Genomic DNA, 17,587 nt, shown 5'->3' on the forward strand with positions numbered 1-17,587 from the left:
AGTATGCAAAGACTCAAGCGTTTGATGGTTCCCGCCCTCTGCACTGCGCTGCTGTGTAGCGCCGCTCAGGCCGAAGAGCGGACCTTGCGCGTCTACAACTGGTTCGACTACATCACGCCCAAGGCCCTGGAAGATTTCAAGGCGCAGAACAGTCAGGTCAAGTTGGTCTACGACATCTTCGACACCAACGAAGCCTTGGAGGCCAAGTTGCTGACCGGCAATTCCGGCTATGACGTGGTGGTGCCTTCCAATGTGTTCCTTGCCAAGCAGATCGAGGCCGGTGTGTTCCAGCCGCTGGACCGCAGCAAGTTGCCGAACTGGAATCACCTCGATCCCAAGTTGATGAAGTTGATCGAGGCCAACGATCCGGGCAACAAGTTCGCCGTGCCGTACATGTACGGGACCATTCTGATCGGCTTCAACCCGGACAAGGTCAAGGCTGTCCTGGGTGATAACGCGCCAGTGGACAGTTGGGACCTGATCTTCAAGGAAGAGAACATCAGCAAGCTCAAGCAGTGCGGTGTGGCGCTGCTGGATTCGCCTTCTGAAATCCTGCCCCTGGCCTTGCAGCACCTGGGCTTGGACCCCAACAGCAAGAAGCCGGCGGATTATGCCAAGGCCGAAACGTTGATGATGAAACTCCGGCCGCACATTACGTACTTCCATTCTTCCAAGTACATGGCCGACATCGCCAATGGCGATATTTGCGTGGCGGTTGGGTATTCCGGGAGTTTTTCCCAGGCGGCCAATCGGGCCAAGGAAGCCAAGAATGGCGTGACGGTGGACATGCGGCTGCCCAAGGAAGGCGCGCCGATCTGGTTCGACATGCTCGCCATTCCAAAAGGAGCGAAGAACCCGGATGACGCGTACACCTTCATCAACTACTTGCTGCAACCAGAGGTGATTGCGCCGGTAAGTGATTTCGTGGGTTATCCGAATCCGAACAAGGATGCTACCGAGATGGTGGATCCGGCGATTCGTGGCAACCCCAACCTGTACCCGACAGAGGCGGCCATGGCGACGCTGTATACCTTGCAGCCTTTGCCAAGGGATGCCGAACGGGTGCGCACGCGGGTCTGGACCCGGATCAAGTCGGGGCAATGACCAAGAGAATTGCTCGCGACGGCGGTGGGGCAGTCAGCGGCGATGTTGGATGTGCCGACGCCTTCGCGAGCAGGCTCGCTCCCACAGGGATTGGCATCGCCTGGCCCTTAACGTCACGCGCAATACATAGTTACCACCTCCCCTGTTTCTCGCCCCTCTAGCATGGATACCCCGAAGCGTTCGGCTTCGGGATTCCATTCATCGCGAGACAGGGAGACTCAGATGACAACCACCTCTACCACCACGCCCCCCAAGGCCGACGCCAACCCCAGGGACGCGATACTGAATCAGTTGCTCGCCGGGCCCACGTATCCGGAGGTCGCATCCATACTTCTGCGCGACGGCCTCAAGAAGCTCTACCCCACGCTGAACCTTGACCCGTACAACACCGTGGTCGGCGAGCCGAGCTGGGACATTGTCGACGACGAAATCGTGCGACTTCCGACCCGCTATGAAACCCTTGCCGAGACGCTGGCCGGCCTGGTGAACGAAAAAAGCGATCCGATGCTGTTGATCGAAGGGTTGCATTACCTGACCGAGCTACCCCTGACCTCCCCGAGTGTGCATTTGCCCGTGCGCATCGACCAGGTCGGGCGCCTGATCAATGAGCTGGTGCCGGCCATGTTGACGGCCTGTCAGGAGCAACAACTGGCGTACTGGAATGCATCCGTTGGCGAGTCCGGCCCACGCTGGCATGAGCTCTCCAGTACCCTGCGCAAGGCGTGGAACGTCGGGCGCGTCGAGGGCTGGACGGCGACTGAGTGCGACATGGCCAGGCAACTGTTCCATTACCCCGACCGCAAGGACCGCAAGGAGAGCGACCCTTATGACACCCACGCCTATCTGATCGACGTCGACAAGGTAGATGGCCCAGAGGTGAAACGGCTGGGCGACAACTCGATCGTGGTCCTGATCGGCACCATCGAAGGCAAGGAAGTCATTCTCAAGTACTCGATCGTCAACGGTTACGAGAAGTTCGCTTCACAGCAGGCCCTGGGCCAATCCCTCCCGAATCATTTTGGTACGGCCACCTATCGCAAGATCCAGTGGCGGCTGTTCGAGCCCGACGGCAACATTTTCGATCACAAGGCCTGCGGGATGATTGCCGAGCAGGTCAAGGTCATCGGGACCTCCCCGCAGACATGGGTGACCTACGAGCCCCCTGTCGACGGCGAAGAAGCCGATGAGGACGCGCTCGTGGCCTGGTTCCAGAGACAGATGCCCCATTGGTTACTGGAGGCCTCGCCGTCCGATCAGACGCTGTTCGCCCAGTACATGAAAAACCTGTCGATATTGAATCAATCCCATGTCGGCAAAACCTACCTGGATGAGATTCCTTCCATCAAGGACTACGCGTCAAGCGAGCTGAAGAAACAGATGGTCCTGGACCACCCCGATGCCTCGACGCTCGATCTCAATGAAATCGAGTTCGAGGTGCGCAGCCCCGTTATCTGGGGAAGCTTCGTCGTGCCCGGCAAGATCGATACCACGCGCTTCACCCTGGTCGAGCTCGCCTTGCAGAATCTGATCGCCCTTCCCCTGGGCGACAAAGCCGTCCAATCCCTGGGCGAGAACGAGTTGCCCGAATGGATGACCGTGGCGTACATCGAGAACCTCATCACCCAAGTCGATATCGGTCGCACTTACCTCGAGCTGGTGAAGGGCAAACTGCTCGACGATCCGGCAGAGTCGAGCCGACGCGAAAAGTTGTACACCTCGCAGTTGCGCATCCAGCTGCCGATGCTGGCGCTGGAATGCAAAATCCGCGGGGAAGGACGCCTGGACGATAGGGGTTACCGCTACGTCGCCGCGCTGATGGAGCCTGATGAAGCCGATCGCAAGGTGGACGGAAAAACCATTGTCGTGCGCCAACTGGCTTTCGTACCCGAACTGCAGCTGGGTGACTCGGAAGACGTCGTGACCAATATGTTCGTCATCGGCCCCGAGGACGCGAGCGCCGGGCCTTGCCTGCTGTATCGCCCCATGCTGGAGCCGCAGCTGAGCCAGTACCCATCGTTCAGCAATCTGTTGTATGCGATCAGGCAAATCCCTTCGTTACGCCAATCGGTGCTGGCCTGGCTGCCTGACGGGGTGCGTAACGATTACGGCCGATTGGTTTTCCCGGACCTGCTGCCCTCCCCTTGGGGCATCGTGTCGTTCGTGACCGACCCGTTGACCTCCCTGGCCTATAGCGGCCCCGTCAGTTTGACCGACAAAACCCTGGGGGCGGATTTCCTGCCGCAATTGTTCAAGTCCAATGCCGAAGCTCTGGTCGAAATGGCTGATCGGCAATCGGTGTCCAACCAGGAAAATCGCTGGGAAACCTTCAAACGGGCAGGCTGGCTAATGTTCAACCTGACCTTGCCTTATCTGGGAACCGCCGTTGGCACCGCAGCCTGGCTCTGGCAGATCCTGGACGACGTCGACACGTTGACGCAAAACAAACCAGAGAACGAACGACCGACCAAGTGGGAGGCGTTCACTGACCTGCTGCTGAACATCGCGCTGGCGATCATTACCCACGCCATCGAACGCGCCCGGGCTGCCAGGAGCCCTCACAGGACACAAGCCTCGCCAGAGCTGGAAAACCTGCCCAAAACGCCCCACAAACTGGTGATAGAGCAACTCGGAGCGCTTGCGAGTACGTCGCTGCCGACCGAGCACTACGAGACCATCCGTTCCGTTGGCGCCTTGATGGGCAGATCGCCAGAAAGCGCAAAGTTTATCGAGAGCTTCAGCGTCGACGAACCCGCAGATCCGGGAGAGCTCCAAACCGAGGGTGTGTTCAAGGGGCTTTACGAACAGACAGGGGACTGGCACGCAAAAATGGCGGGCAAGTGGTTCAAAGTACGGGTCGAAGGCGAGTTGGTCTCTATCGTCGATGGAAAAAATCCCGCACGCGAGGGCCCTCCGCTGATGGGGGATGCCCACGGCAAATGGCACATCGACACACGCCTGCGGATACGCGGCGGCGGCTCCAAGGGTGTCAGGCAGAAAGTCATCGCCGACGCACAGCGGCGTCGGATCGATCTGCTAGCGGCACTGAATCAATTCGAAGCAAAGAAACCGCAAAACCAGAAAGCTCTGACGATGCAAGCCGAGGCAATGGACGATGCCTCGGGCGCGGCCAGGGAGATCAAGCGCGATGTGTATGTCGCCACACTGAAAACCCAGCGGGAAAACTACGAGCAAGCGTTGAAAACGCTGATGGAATGGCCACTTTTCCAGTCAAGGCCCGACTACCCTCGCACCCGACTCGGCTACCTGAATGCCCAGGTCAACTTCACGTTCGCCGAGTTGGAAGCTCTCCAGGAACGCTTCATCCCGGCCTTGAACAAAGCCAAGGGCATGATCACCTCCGGGGTCAAGGTGTTGGAACAACAACACATTGACGCCGCCGAGAGCATGGTCAGCGTCGGTGACGACATGATCGAGCGCCTGGACTACATGGAGACGCGCTTCACCGAGCTGAAGAACATCGGCTATGAAGGTTTCGAATTCATCCGGCGGCACCGGAAGAAGATGCCGATCTATACGGCCGCCGACCTTCGCCTGATCAAGATCGATATGTTTCGTCACCTGTGCCTGACACTGGAAAGTGTCGAGGCGATGCCCGAAGGCTGGGAAGCACTCAACCAGGTTGTCGATAACGCCACGGTCGCGTACCAAAGCCTGCGCGACGCCATCGATGAACGCAGCGTGATCCGGCTGGATGAGCGGATCGACGCATTCGGTAGCCTGGCCGAACAGTTCGCCGCCATCGACGAACACCTCCACTACCTGAGTAACGAATACAAGAGCAGCGTGCGTCAGCCCCAACTCGCTCGACTGCGCACGGGGATCGCTACGCTTGAACAATGGACGTTGCGTCATCTGGCGGCCGCCCTCGACGAGAGGAGGGATAGGCGCAGCGCGGGTTCCCCGTATGAGCAACGCCCCAGGCCGAGGAAAAAGTTCATCCGGGCGCGTTTCTGGGGCCTGGTCAGCGGCGAGCCGCGTTTATCCCGATCGATGGAGGAAACCGATTGGCTCGATGTGAAGAATCCGTTCTCGGGAGACATCATCGTCACGTTCCACCGCAAGGAAACCGGCGAATGGATTCCTCATGTAAAACCCGATGCCACACCCCCCGCCGTCCCGCCCTTGAATATCAGCATCACGAAGGGTAACGACCTGATCAACGGACTGGCGGCGTTCAAGGCGCAGATAGAGGAAACCGTGAACCAACCCAGCAAAACACCTGCCGGCATCGGGATGATCCTCAATGCCCACGCGGGCAGGATGGAGAAAGTCAGCGCGGCCATCAAAAAGGCCCTCGACCAGGCGCAAGGCGTGGCTTCAAACGAAACGTTCGAACTGCCGCAAGAGCAGCGACGCGCGGCCGAAACCTTGCGCACCCAGCTCGAGAAGGAAGCGAGCGCCCTGTATGTCCTGGGTTTCGAAACCGTCCTGAACGTCATCAAACAACGCCCGCCGACCATGAGCAGCATCATATGGCTTAAAAGTCGGAACCTGATTTCCATCACCAAACAGAAGAGCCGCCAACGTATCAAGTATCCACCCTACGGCTTTCTCGACCGGTATGAGATCAAGGACCTGAAAACCGGTAAAGCACTCTGGTTCGCGGACTTCCGTTACTCGACAAACTGGGTACCCGCCTACACATTCCTCTCCGCACGCTTGAAAACCGTTGCCCAAGCCAATCACAGGATCACCGTCATCGCCGGCACCGAATTCCTCAACCAACGTCAACTGATCGACCATTACCGCGCTGAAATCGCCGTGGATCAGGCCAAGACCGTCTTCTTTCAAAAATCGCGCTCATGAGTGCAAAGCCGGGCATCTGCTGATGCCCGGCCCCATACCTCAGCTCTTCCAGGCTTTTACCAGGCGCGCCAGCGCGGCAGCGATCGCCGCAGGTGGCACCGCTGCAAAGCCCAACACCAACCCGCCACGGATCGGCGAGGTGGTGGTGGGCAGCCAATAGTTGCTCAAACCGTTGACTTCAACCCCCGCCGCAGTCGCCTGGGCGATCAGTGCGCGCTCTCGTTCAATACTGTCCACCGGCACCGTGACATGCAGCCCGGCCACGACCGTCGGCATAACGCCGACACCCTCAATGTTTTTTGGCCAGCCCGCCAGCAGCGCATCACGCCGCGCCAATGCGGCCCGCCGCATGCGCCTGATGTGACGCTGGAAATGCCCCGCCGCCATGAACTCGGCCATCACCGCCTGGGTGCTGACTTCGGAGTGGCGTACATCCACGGCACGGCGACGGGCAAAGGCGTCCACCAGGCCAGGAGGCAGCACCAGGTAGCCCAAGCGCAAGGCCGGGAACGCCACCTTGCCGAACGTCCCGACGTAGAGCACGCGCCCCTGGCGGTCCAATGCAGCCAACGGCGCCAGTGGCGCGCCGCTGTAGCGGTACTCGCCGTCATAATCGTCCTCGACGATCCAGCCGTCGTTGCGCTCGGCCCAGGCCAGCAGCTCCAGCCGCCGCGCGAGGCTCATCACCACACCGGTGGGGTACTGGTGGGACGGTGTCACGTAGGCCAGCCGACAACGGTTCAAATAGGCGAGCGCGGTGCAATCCAGGCCCTCACCGTCCACCGGTACGCCCCTCACGTCGGCACCGGCCACGGCAAAGGCATGCCCGGCTGCGCGATAGCCCGGGTTTTCCACCGCCACGACGTCTCCAGGGTCCACCAGCAGCTGTGCACAAAGGCTGATCCCCTGCTGCGCGCCACTGGTGATCACAATTTGCTCAGCCGTGCAGTGCAAGCCACGGGAACTGCGCAAATAAGCCGCGATCAGTCCACGCAAACGGGCATCGCCCTGGGAGTCGCCGTAGCACAGCTGCTGCAAGTCCGGTTTTCGCCAAAAAGCGGCGTTCAGCTTGGCCCAGACGTCGAAAGGAAACAGATCGAAAGCCGGAACGCCCACCCGAAACGCCCGTGGCGGACCGCTGGGAGGCGCTGGCAAATGGTGCTTTTCGACTCGCTCCAACGCACCGCTGTGGATAACTTTACTGGATGGAATCACAGGCAAATCCAGCCAATCTGTGGATAACCCCGTGGATAAGCCTGTTGAAAACCCTGTGGACACTTTTGTGGATATGTTTTCCGGCGTAGACCCCATCGCGAGCAGGCTCGCTCCCACAGGGCCACCCTTTCCAACGTGGGAGCGAGCCTGCTCGCGAAGGGGCCGGTCCAGCACCAAGGAAGACAGCTCCGCCACGTAAGTGCCGTCCCCCACCCGCCCCTCGATGAAACCCTCGGCATAAAGCTGGTCGTAGGCCCGAACCACGCTATTACGGGAAATCGACAGCGCTGCCGCCAGGTCACGACTGGCCGGTAGCCGCGTGCCGCTACCCAGTCGTCCATCCAGCACCCGCGCCCGCAGCGCCTGGTAAAGCTGGCGGCTGAGCCCTTGGCGACGGTCCAGCTCGATTCCCGCGGGGTTGAACGACAGTGGCGGCACGGTGTTGCTCATGACAACCCTCGAAAATGGACCTATCGAATTGGTCTTAAGTGGCTCTTACAACAGACCAATAGCCTGCCTAGGATGCTCGCATTCGCCAAGGAAAATCGTCATGTACAACCCCAAAGCCTTCGCCGTCGAAGACCTGTCTCAATTGCACCGGATGATGGAAGCGTGTCGCCTGGCCCTGCTGGTCACCCATGGCGAGCATGGCTTGCAGGCCAGCCACCTGCCGCTGTTGCTGGACACCCGACAAGGCCCCAACGGCAGCCTCTACGGGCATATGGCCCGGGCCAATCCACAATGGCGCGACCTGGAATCCGGCGCCGAGGCGCTGGTGATTTTTGCCGGGGCCGATGCCTACGTCAGCCCGGCGTTTTACCCCGGCAAGGCCGAACACGGCAAAGTCGTGCCGACCTGGAACTACCAGGCCGTACATGCCTATGGCAACGCCGAGGTGTTCAGCGATGCCCATCGTGTGCGCAACCTGGTCGGCGCCCTCACCGACCGCCACGAAAGCGGCCGGGCCCAGCCGTGGAGCATCGACGATGCGCCGGCTGAGTACATCGACAGCATGCTCAAGGCCATCGTCGGCTTCACCCTGCCCATCCAGCGCCTTGAAGGCAAACGCAAACTCAGCCAGAACCGCGCTCCCGCCGACGCCGCAGGAGTGCGCCAGGGATTGGCGGCCAGCCACGATGCGCTGGACCACGCCGTCGCCCGCCTGATGTCCGACTTTTCGACCAAGGAATGAACATGAGCCAGATCCAGATCCGCCCTGTTACCGCCGACGATCACGCCGCGTGGCTGCCGCTGTGGCAGGCCTACCTGAGGTTCTACAACACCGAACTGCCAGACGCGGTGAGCCAGAGCACCTGGCAACGCTTGCTCGATGAGCGCGAACCGACCCACGGGGCCCTGGCCTGGAGCGGCGACACGGCCATCGGCCTGGTGCACTTCATTTATCACCGGTCCAATTGGAGCATCGAGAATTCCTGTTACCTGCAGGACCTGTTGGTCACCGAGCAGAGCCGTGGCACCGGCGTCGGTCGCCAGCTCATTGAGTTCGTCTACGCCACCGCCAAGGCCGATGGTTGCTGCAAAGTGCACTGGCTGACCCATGAAACCAACGCCACGGCGATCCAGCTCTACGAGCGCATCGCCGAGCGTCCCGGCTTCATCCAATTTCGCAAAGCCTTGTAAGGAGCGCCGCATGTTGACTTCACTTGCCGATTGGAAAGGGGTTCCGGCACCGTTCACACAGTTGATCGAAGGGCGCTTCATCCGCCTGGAAAAACTCGATCCGGCTCGCCATGCCGAGGGCCTGTGGCAGGCACTCGAAGGCCCAGGGGCCGATCCGAAACTCTGGGACTACCTGCCCTACGGTCCATTTTCCGAGCGCAAGGCGTTCGATGCCTGGCTGGGTAATCATGCCGCGAACATCGACCCGTATTTCTTCACGGTGATCGACCGCGCCAATGGCGAGGTGCAGGGCATTCTCAGCCTGATGTCCATCGTGCCGACCCAGGGCCGCATCGAAATCGGCCATGTGACGTTCGGCGCCTCCATGCAGCGTTCGCCGAAAAGCACCGAGGCGGTTTACCTGCTGGCGAAAGAGTCCTTCGCCCTGGGTTATCGACGCCTGGAGTGGAAATGCAACAACGCCAACGCCCGCTCGAAATACGCTGCCGAACGATTGGGGTTCACGTTTGAAGGCGTTTTCCGCCAGCACATGGTGGTCAAGGGCCAGAACCGCGACACCGCGTGGTACTCGATGCTGGATTCGGAATGGCCGGCCATCGGCGCGGCGTTCGAGCAATGGCTCAGTGAAGAGAATCAAAGCGAGAACGGACAGGTGCGTAGCCTGGCGGAATGTCGCTCATCGCTGTGAGTGATGGATGATCGCCACCGCGAATCCCTTCGCGATGACGATCGATCGAGGCCGGCTGTCAGGACTCAGGCGGTTTCCAGGTGGCCAGGAAGGGCTTGAGCACCTCGGGTGTCACCGCACTTCGGGCATAGGGCCAGGCCCATTGCGGTATCGCGCCATGAGCACTCACATAACTGGCGAAATCCAGCCGACTGTACCCCGCCGGGCTCTGCGAGAAATCGAAATTGTAGAGAAAGTACTGGGCCTGTCTTTCGCTCATGGTGTACGACCCCATGATCAGTTGATGCGCCCGGGCCTCTTCATTGACCAGGCTGTCTATCAATGCACCCGCGAAAGCCGACTCGCTGTTGAGCGAGCCGGGCCGCCCCAGGGTGAATCGAATATTGCTGTCGCTGAACGCCGGGCCGGTCAAATCCTGCCAGATGGCCCTGGCGCTTTCCCGCGAGATCCCACGCATCGCTCGAATGGACGTCCACAGGTTCGGCCTGCTGAACAGGAGAGCGACCCGGCTATTCGAAAGCGGCCGCCCTGGTGTGCCAAACAGCCTGGCGACTGCAGATAAGTCACTGTCCTTGATATACCGGGCCTCCTGAAGAAAGTTGAAGAAGTCCAGTAAAGCCTGCCGATGCGTGAACAGACTGCTCAGGTTCCAGTCATCGAACGGCCGCATCCAGTTGATATCGACGCCGGCGTACTTCGTCAATTCGTCATAACGGCCACTGACATAATCACCGATGAGCTGAAGTCGCGTGTCGGATATGCTCGGGTTGCGTATCCACTGTGAAAGCAGACTCACGGGAAACAGGCCACCCAGGTTGGAAGCGATCACCTGGGATTTGAGAAGAATATTTGCCCGCGCCTGCAATATAGGAAATCGCCCGAGCGCCACGGTGAGCAGGTCGGCCAGGTCCTCGGCGCGGTCGTAATAGATGTGCTGCTCCAACAACGCCGAGTCGTCATCCATGGCATTGCCGGTCTCTTGCTCGTACCGTCTCTTGGCCTTTTTCAGATCATCGCGATCCACCAGATAGGCACCATTGAGCAGCTCCTCTAGCTGCGTTTCGTCGAGATGACCGTGCAGGGCATCGTCGTAGAGAACATACGCCAGACTGTTCTTGGGATGATGATCGGTCAGTTCCCGGGCCCTGACCCCGTACTCGAGCATGATATGAATCACATCCTGGGAGAACATGAGGTGTTCATTGTTGAGCAGTTCTTCAATCTCCGAGCTTTCGACGGGGCGCAGTAGCGTGTCCTCGAAGAAGGTCCGCACGGATCGATCGGTTTGCGTGTAGTAAGGAATGCTGCTCAGTATCGGACGACCCGGAGCCCTGGGGGACAAGTAGCTACCGATGTGTTGCAGGATCTCGGGTGGCAAGTCGGCTTGCCGGGCTTGGCTCAAGGTCCTGCGCACCATGTCGTCGGCATACAGGTTCAAGAAATGCACCAACGGTCGAAACAGGTTATGCGGGTTGCGCGTGCCATAGACAATCTGACTCACGTCATACACCGCAGCCTTGCCCAACAATTGCTCCAGGGAGCGTGCGTTATCCGCCAGCGCCTGCTGCAAACCGGTGGGCGGTGACACCAGGTACTGACTCATCTCCGGGTGCAGATCGATATAAGCGGCTGTTTCATTGCGCAGCCCCTGCATCGAAAACGTTGGCTGGGGCTGCCCCTCGTTCAGTCCCCGAGCGACGGCATTGAAGAAGCAATTGCCGTCGGCAGCGAACGTGACGTCAGTGTTATCAGCCAACCTTAAGGTGTAATGATTTTCACCGGTGCGTATCAGCACGACGTCAGTGTTGGACCTGAGCGGATGCACGCCCGTCGGATAGCCGCTTTCCTCTTGCCCGGGGGTAAAGCGTATCGACCAGTCCCGGCGTCCACGCCGTTGATCGATGATCAACAAGCTGCGATTTTGCGGCCAGCTTGGAACACGAGTGATGAGTGACGGGACCAGATCCATGATCTCGACGTCCCACTCGTTGGGTGTGCGGATCAGCTCGGCCACCGCGCGAAGCGATGTCGAGGGTTGCTTGGGGGCTGACGGGCCCGGTTGGGGCGGCCCCCCGCTCGGGCGCTTGCCCCCTCCGCCCAGGCCAAAGCCCACGGCGTGCCACTGGCCATCGGGCGCACGGGCCACCGTGCTCCTCATCACGCCACTGGAGCGGATGTTCAAGCCCGTCGCCGGGTCGACAATGGTGGCCTCGATGGCCTTGAGCGGCGTGTGGTCATGGACCCGGAATACCGTGCCATCGGGTTGCTGCACATACACTTGGCGGGCGGTGCGCCCCGTGGCGCTGTCCGTGATCGTGGGGCGATAAAAGCCCCGGGCATCCGCTGACACTCCCCGGAGCACCGACCTATCCGCCACGGCATAGCGGCGATAAAGCGTTTCCTCCAAGGGCAAGCCAAACCGTGCTCCAGATTGATTTTGTCGAGCCGTTATCGCCAGGAAAGAGGAGCGCCCTCGCACGTTGACGCTCACGCCACCGAAGCCGATAGCCTTCCGGGTGTTTGCCACCGCGTGGACGAACGCCAGTGTCGTCGTATTCGTTGGCACGGCACCGGTCCTGAGCACCAACAGGCCGGTCCTGACGGCACGGGCCAGCATCTGGAAACCGGGAATCAACAATAGGCCGGCCAGGTCCATGACAATTTCAACCGTCATCATCACCAGCCGCGCGACGGTCTGCAGGCCAATGTCCCGGTTGCTGTTGGAGCGGTGATCCGCATAGGCGCTGTGGAAGTTGACGTGGGCCCGGTGAAAACGCTCAAGCCAATCATCGGCGATCAAGACGCCACTGATCAGAGGGCGACCGCGGTGCTGCCCCAAGGCGCGCTTTATCTCCTCTGGATCGAGGGCGGAAATGCGCGAACGGAAATACGCTTGCCATTCTTCCTGTTGCAGCAGCCCGGTAATGCCATCGCTCAGGTCGGAAAACTCTTGCAGGTCATTGCCCTGGGGGCTGTCCGGCAAATACACGCCTACGGTGCCCTTGATGTCCGGCCCAGGCTGGTCTGAAAAGATCAGCACACCATCGATGCCGAGCGCGTTGCGCGGCGTACCACCTTGCGCGCTGATGCTGCCGCCCAGGAGAAGACCGTGGACGTGAACCCTGCGTCCGCCCACCCAGGCCCGATTCGCCGCCGTGGGTGATTGCAGGACCGCCTCCAGCCAGCTAGCCAGCAATTTGCGCGGATGGGCTGGCTTGGCAACCGGATCGGTCACTCTGGCCTGGAACACCGCATCGCCCCTGAGTGCAGCCTCATAGCTCTTGAATTCCAGGTGGGCCAGGTACGACGCCTGCCAGGCCGCCTTGTACCGGGGTTCATTCATTTGTTGGCGCAGCAGGATTTCATAATTGCCACCGACATCAAGGCTGGCCGCCATCCTGGCCAGCTCACTCCCAGTCACCGTGATCAGGAAACCGTTTTCCGGATGCCGGATACGTTGACCGTGTTGATCGAGAAGGTAGACCGCCAACACTTCGCGCATGGCGTTCGGGTATTGCCGCGGCCGCAGATTGTCGAGCATCAATTGGGTCAAGCTGCTGGTACGGGACTGCCTGGGGCTGGCCCGATCACCGTAGAACAGCCTGACCAGGGTCTGGTCCGGATCCACGTCGATCTGCGGATGGATGGTTTGCTGGAGGTACTGCTTGATCTTCCGGCGAGCGAACTGCACCAGCGTCGGAATATCGCTGCCCAGCGTATAGATGGCATCGAATACCTTTGTTTCGAGACGGCGATAGTGGGCTCGCTCGGCAAACGTCGCGGACTTGTAAAAGCCGGGACGACGGTTTTCCACCAAGGTTTCCTGACGGGCCGCCAGTGGCCCGACCAGTGACAACAGGGGCAAGCCAAGGGCATCTTCGGTTTGCCGGGCAAAGTCACTCACCGTCACCGTTTCGTTCCCTGGCGCATCCAGGACTTTCTCCAGCGCCGCACGTTGCATCTGCAGCAGGTCGGCCGCCGCCACTTCGAACACATGCCCGGACAGTTCGACGGAAATGTCCTGGATCCTGCACGCCTGGCTCTCAAGGGTGGGAAATACCTGCCTGACCAGGTCCTGGAAAGCGTTGAAGCGCTGAAGCCCATGCTCCAGGGAATACAGGAACAGCGATGGCCGGCCGGTAAACTTGATCACCATCGCGGCCGGCCATTTTTGCGGCTGCGCCGCGCCGCTATCGAGCATGACCGCATAGACATGGGGAACCGGTGCTCGCAACAGGCGACTTCTATCCGCCTGGGAAGGATGGGTGGTGATGATGTCCAGCAGGCGGTCTTCATCGCTTTGCTGGATTCGCTCGCCCTGGCTGAGCTGAGCGGCAGGATCCCGATCGGCTTTGTACAGGTCGAAAAGATGCAGAAAGCGCCGGGCCAACAACTGCGCCAGGGCAGCTTCGGTGGTGGACGACGACGCCACGCCTGGCAATACCTCCCAGCCCTTGCGCTGGCGAAAGAGCGTCAGTTCGTCGCGGAACTGCCGCTTCATCCGTTCATTCGTGGTCGGCTGGGCCAGATAGAACGCGGATTCCATGGACCTCAACGTGTCCTTGTCCGGCGGGCCGGCAAAAAGGCTGTCGGCCTCGTCCAGGGAGTCCGGGCGGGTGAAGAACCCGACGCCACCGTTCTGGAAGTCAGGCGCCGTGTCGCTGAGCAAACCGTTGCGCATGACGTGGGTAAAGCTGTCCGAGGCGGTCAGGACGCGCCCACCGGCCGGGTTCGTGGTGAAGCGGCTCACATAGCATTGATCCGGTTCGATGTCAGGAAGCAGCGATGCACGAAATTTCCTGGCGGGAATCCTGGCCTTGAGCAGGCCGACCAGCAGCGCGCCCATCACCCGGTCGAAGGTAGGAACGGCTGCGAACAGATGGGTCAGCTGTATCTGGTGGGTGTCCAGCAAGTCCAGTTGCCTGAGCTGTTCCTTCGCTTGGGCATCGATCGTTTCTGATTGAGGTATAGGTGACGCAACACCCGGTTCATCCTTGGGGGAAATCGACATCTCAATGGTCCGGTTCTGATTGAAGAGCCCGGACCCTATCGCGCCGTTCGCCTTGAGATGACGTACATATGTATAGAGGGCAGTGGAACTGGGAGGGAAACGTAAGCTGATATTTTTGGACCGCTGAAGTCCGCTATCGCGAGCAGGCTCGCTCCCACAGGGGAATGCATTCCAACCTGTGGGAGCGAGCCTGCTCGCGATGACAATCGATCAACCGATGATGCGCTACCGGCTCACGCCAACTTTTGCGCCAGCACCGCAATATGCTCCGGGCCGATCCCGCAGCAACCGCCCAGGTGACTGGCCCCACGTTTCTGCCAATCCGCCGCCCATTGAAGGTAGCCCGGTGGATCGAGGTCTTCACGCAGTGGGTCCAGCCCGTCGTTGGCGGTCGCTTCCTTGGGTTGCGGCGGGAAGGCGTTGGCGTAGGCGCCGATGTGGATCTTCACCCCCAGGCGCTCGAAGGTTTGCCGGGCGGCATCGATCGCAGCGCCGATCACTTCCGGCTGGCTGCAGTTGAACAGCAGCGCCTCGACGCCCAGTTCGGCCGCGACGGCCGCGGCGTCTGCCACCGGCTCGCCGGAACGCAGGCGCGGCACTTCATCGGTGTCTTCGTCCTTGAGGGTGAACGACAGCCAGAACGGCTTGCCATCCTGGGGCAATCCGGCGTGAATCGCCTTCGCTTCTACCGTCGAGCTCTGGGTTTCGGCCAGCCACAGGTCGACATGGGGCGCCAGGCCGGTCACCAGGGGCGCCAGCAGCTCGCTGGCACGGGAAGCATCGAACAGATCAGGCCGATAGGAGCCGAACAGCGGCGGCAGCGAGCCGGCGACACGCACTGCCTTTTCGGAAGCCTGCACCGCCCGCCGGGCCAGCTCGCCGGCCAGCGCTGCCAGAGCCTGGCCTTCGGCGGCGAAACGCGCCTCGCCAATATGAAACGGCACGACGGCATAGCTGTTGCTGGTGATGACATTGGCCCCGCTGGCAATATAGGCTGCGTGCACGGCCTCTACTGCCTGGGGGGCTTCGCTCAGGGCCAACGCCGACCATTCGGGCTGCCTGAACGGCGCGCCACGGCGTTGCAGTTCGCGGCCCATGCCGCCGTCGAGAATGACTGTCGTTGCTGAGCCCATATGCGATTCACTCATAAGCTTATGAAAATAACTCACTACCGGAGTTGTTCTTATAACTATTTAATACGCACTCTTCGGTTAACCACAACCTGTATTTTCAGCCAGGGCCTTACATGAAACTTAAACCATTGATGGCCCTGGGCCTGACTCTGCTGGCTGCCTCGTCGCAAGCATTCGCCGGCACCACGCTGGACCGTATCGAGCAGAAAAAAGAACTGGTCGGCGTATTGATGGAAAGCTACCCGCCCTTCTCGTTTCTCAACGATCAGAACCAGCTCGACGGGTTTGACGTCGACGTGGCCAAAGCCGTGGCGCAGAAGCTGGGCGTAAAGCTGCGCCTGGAAACGCCGTCCTGGGACGTGATCGCCGCCGGACACTGGAGCGGGCGCTACGACATCTGCATCTGCTCCATGACACCGAGCAAGGCCCGCGCCGAAGTGTTCGATTTCCCGGTGCAGTATTACGCCTCGCCGGCGGTGATCGTGGTCAACGCCAAGGACGACCGTATCCACGGCGCCAAGGACCTGAGCGACAAGAAAGTCGGCCTCACCAGTGCCTCCAGTTACGAGAGCTACCTGAACAAGAACCTGGTGATCGAAGGCGCCGAGGATACCCAACTGAGCTATCCGTTCGAGAATGTGCAGATCGCCCCGTACGACACCGACAACGTGGCCTTCCAGGACCTGGGCCTGGGCGCCGGGGTACGCCTGGACGCGGTGCTGACCAACTTGGTGACTGCACAGCCACGCCTGACCGAAGACAAGCGCTTCAAACTGGCCGGCGAGCCGCTGTACTCCGAACCGAATTCGGTGGCCATCGAAAAGGGCGATGCCCAGTGGGACAGCAAGGTGCGTGAAGTCTTCGCCCAGTTGAAACAGGACGGCACCTTGAGCAAACTCTCGCAGAAATGGATCGGCGCCGACATCACTCAATGACCTCTTTCCCGCCCCCTTCTCAGCCACCGCAAGCGGTGGCTGAGTCGCGCCTGAAGAAAATCTTCGGTTTTCGCACACGGCTGTACCTGACCTGGGCGGCCATGCTGGTGCTGTTCGCGAGTTTTTTCCTGGGCTTCGACCTGAAGTTCTCGATCATCCTGGACAAGTTGCCGAACCTGATCGGCCTGCACCTGGCCCCCAACGGCTTTCTGCAAGGCGCGGTGCTGACGCTGTTCCTGTGCCTGTGTTCGATCGTCGCGTCGTCATTGCTGGGCTTCATCACAGCCCTGGCACGACTGTCCAGCAGTGCGGTGGCGTTCGGCATTGCCAGTTTCTATGCGTCGTTCTTCCGTGGCACGCCACTGCTGATCCAGATCCTGCTGATCTACCTGGGCCTGCCGCAACTGGGCGTGGTCCCAGGCGCCGTCACCGCCGGGATCATTGCCCTGTCGCTGAACTACGGCGCCTACCTGAGCGAAATTTTCCGCGCCGGCATCCTCGGCGTCCCCCACGGCCAACGCGAAGCCTCGCTGGCGCTGGGCTTGAGCGAAACCGTGATCTTCTGGCGCGTCACCCTGCCCCAGGCCATGCGCACCATCATCCCGCCGACCACCAACCAGTTCATCTCCATGCTCAAGGACTCCTCCCTGATCTCGGTAATGGGCGTCTGGGAGGTGATGTTCCTGGCGCAGTCCTATGGTCGCTCCAGCTATCGCTACATCGAAATGCTCACCACGGCGGCGATCATCTATTGGCTGATGTCCATCGCACTGGAGCTGATCCAGGCGCGGATGGAGCGGCATTATGGGAAGGCGTACCTCAAGCGCAGTTGACAGCCCTATCGCTGTCAAACGGACCGTTCCGAGAGTGATGTAGGGCAACGCCACGTACCGTGAACGCTGACGCGACGAGGCGCTGTTTCGCGTGCAACCGGCCTACGGCTTTCGTCGTGATCTCTCGCCGCAGGCGCAGCGATGGCTGGCATCGCGCTCCAAGGATGAATTTTTAAAGTGCGGACTCCCTTACGAGAGGC

At 60.5% G+C, this 17,587-nt stretch carries 10 protein-coding genes; 7 read left to right on the top strand and 3 right to left on the bottom strand.

What is annotated here, in order from left to right; translation table 11 throughout:
- Positions 1-3 precede the first annotated feature (3 nt).
- Complete coding sequence (locus tag CGA22_RS06610) at positions 4-1,104, top strand: polyamine ABC transporter substrate-binding protein (RefSeq protein WP_041021046.1); 1,101 nt, start codon at positions 4-6, stop codon at positions 1,102-1,104.
- 222 nt (positions 1,105-1,326) lie between these two features.
- The gene (locus tag CGA22_RS06615) at positions 1,327-5,931 is read left to right on the top strand and encodes a dermonecrotic toxin domain-containing protein (protein ID WP_041021047.1); all 4,605 of its coding nucleotides are present in this window, start codon (positions 1,327-1,329) and stop codon (positions 5,929-5,931) included.
- A gap of 39 nt (positions 5,932-5,970) precedes the next feature.
- Here CGA22_RS06615 and CGA22_RS06620 read toward each other — a convergent pair whose 3' ends face one another.
- The gene (locus CGA22_RS06620; protein WP_041021048.1) at positions 5,971-7,596 is read right to left on the bottom strand and encodes a PLP-dependent aminotransferase family protein; all 1,626 of its coding nucleotides are present in this window, start codon (positions 7,594-7,596) and stop codon (positions 5,971-5,973) included.
- Positions 7,597-7,696: 100 nt separating this feature from the next.
- Here CGA22_RS06620 and CGA22_RS06625 point away from each other — a divergent pair, with 100 nt between their 5' ends.
- Genes CGA22_RS06625 through CGA22_RS06635 form a run of 3 tightly spaced genes read left to right on the top strand, consistent with a single transcriptional unit; the run spans position 7,697 to position 9,475 of the window.
- On the top strand, positions 7,697-8,338 hold the full coding sequence (locus tag CGA22_RS06625; RefSeq protein WP_041021049.1) for an FMN-binding negative transcriptional regulator: 642 nt from the start codon (positions 7,697-7,699) through the stop codon (positions 8,336-8,338).
- A 2-nt stretch (positions 8,339-8,340) separates the two neighbouring features.
- On the top strand, positions 8,341-8,787 hold the full coding sequence (locus CGA22_RS06630) for a GNAT family N-acetyltransferase (protein WP_041021050.1): 447 nt from the start codon (positions 8,341-8,343) through the stop codon (positions 8,785-8,787).
- A 10-nt stretch (positions 8,788-8,797) separates the two neighbouring features.
- Positions 8,798-9,475: a GNAT family N-acetyltransferase gene (locus CGA22_RS06635; RefSeq protein ID WP_041021051.1), complete on the top strand. Its 678-nt coding sequence runs from the start codon at positions 8,798-8,800 to the stop codon at positions 9,473-9,475.
- 58 nt (positions 9,476-9,533) lie between these two features.
- Here CGA22_RS06635 and CGA22_RS27100 read toward each other — a convergent pair whose 3' ends face one another.
- Together CGA22_RS27100 and CGA22_RS06645 are read right to left on the bottom strand one after the other, a co-directional pair.
- Entirely contained in the window at positions 9,534-14,486 is a 4,953-nt protein-coding gene (locus CGA22_RS27100) for a dermonecrotic toxin domain-containing protein (RefSeq protein ID WP_223194688.1), read from the bottom strand.
- Positions 14,487-14,719: 233 nt separating this feature from the next.
- Positions 14,720-15,619 carry a homocysteine S-methyltransferase family protein gene (locus CGA22_RS06645; protein ID WP_188258520.1) on the bottom strand — a complete coding sequence of 300 codons (900 nt, stop codon included), beginning with the start codon at positions 15,617-15,619 and terminating at the stop codon, positions 14,720-14,722.
- A 113-nt stretch (positions 15,620-15,732) separates the two neighbouring features.
- Here CGA22_RS06645 and CGA22_RS06650 point away from each other — a divergent pair, with 113 nt between their 5' ends.
- Together CGA22_RS06650 and CGA22_RS06655 are read left to right on the top strand one after the other, a co-directional pair.
- Positions 15,733-16,554, top strand: coding sequence for an ABC transporter substrate-binding protein (locus CGA22_RS06650; protein ID WP_041024534.1), 822 nt, complete (start codon positions 15,733-15,735; stop codon positions 16,552-16,554).
- A complete protein-coding gene (locus CGA22_RS06655; protein WP_041024535.1) occupies positions 16,551-17,387 on the top strand; it encodes an amino acid ABC transporter permease in 837 nt (278 codons plus the stop codon). The genes CGA22_RS06650 and CGA22_RS06655 overlap by 4 nt, the downstream gene beginning before the upstream one ends.
- Positions 17,388-17,587: the final 200 nt, after the last annotated feature.

The organism is Pseudomonas sp. PSB18 (genome assembly GCF_014596565.1).
Lineage (GTDB): Bacteria > Pseudomonadota > Gammaproteobacteria > Pseudomonadales > Pseudomonadaceae > Aquipseudomonas.

Bases quoted from the DNA above. Each gene is read 5' to 3' on its own strand.
- CGA22_RS06610 (WP_041021046.1), top strand. From the start codon at position 4: ATGCAAAGACTCAAGCGTTTGATGGTTCCCGCCCTCTGCACTGCGCTG.
- CGA22_RS06615 (WP_041021047.1), top strand. From the start codon at position 1,327: ATGACAACCACCTCTACCACCACGCCCCCCAAGGCCGACGCCAACCCC.
- CGA22_RS06620 (WP_041021048.1), bottom strand. From the start codon at position 7,596: ATGAGCAACACCGTGCCGCCACTGTCGTTCAACCCCGCGGGAATCGAG.
- CGA22_RS06625 (WP_041021049.1), top strand. From the start codon at position 7,697: ATGTACAACCCCAAAGCCTTCGCCGTCGAAGACCTGTCTCAATTGCAC.
- CGA22_RS06630 (WP_041021050.1), top strand. From the start codon at position 8,341: ATGAGCCAGATCCAGATCCGCCCTGTTACCGCCGACGATCACGCCGCG.
- CGA22_RS06635 (WP_041021051.1), top strand. From the start codon at position 8,798: ATGTTGACTTCACTTGCCGATTGGAAAGGGGTTCCGGCACCGTTCACA.
- CGA22_RS27100 (WP_223194688.1), bottom strand. From the start codon at position 14,486: ATGTCGATTTCCCCCAAGGATGAACCGGGTGTTGCGTCACCTATACCT.
- CGA22_RS06645 (WP_188258520.1), bottom strand. From the start codon at position 15,619: ATGGGCTCAGCAACGACAGTCATTCTCGACGGCGGCATGGGCCGCGAA.
- CGA22_RS06650 (WP_041024534.1), top strand. From the start codon at position 15,733: ATGAAACTTAAACCATTGATGGCCCTGGGCCTGACTCTGCTGGCTGCC.
- CGA22_RS06655 (WP_041024535.1), top strand. From the start codon at position 16,551: ATGACCTCTTTCCCGCCCCCTTCTCAGCCACCGCAAGCGGTGGCTGAG.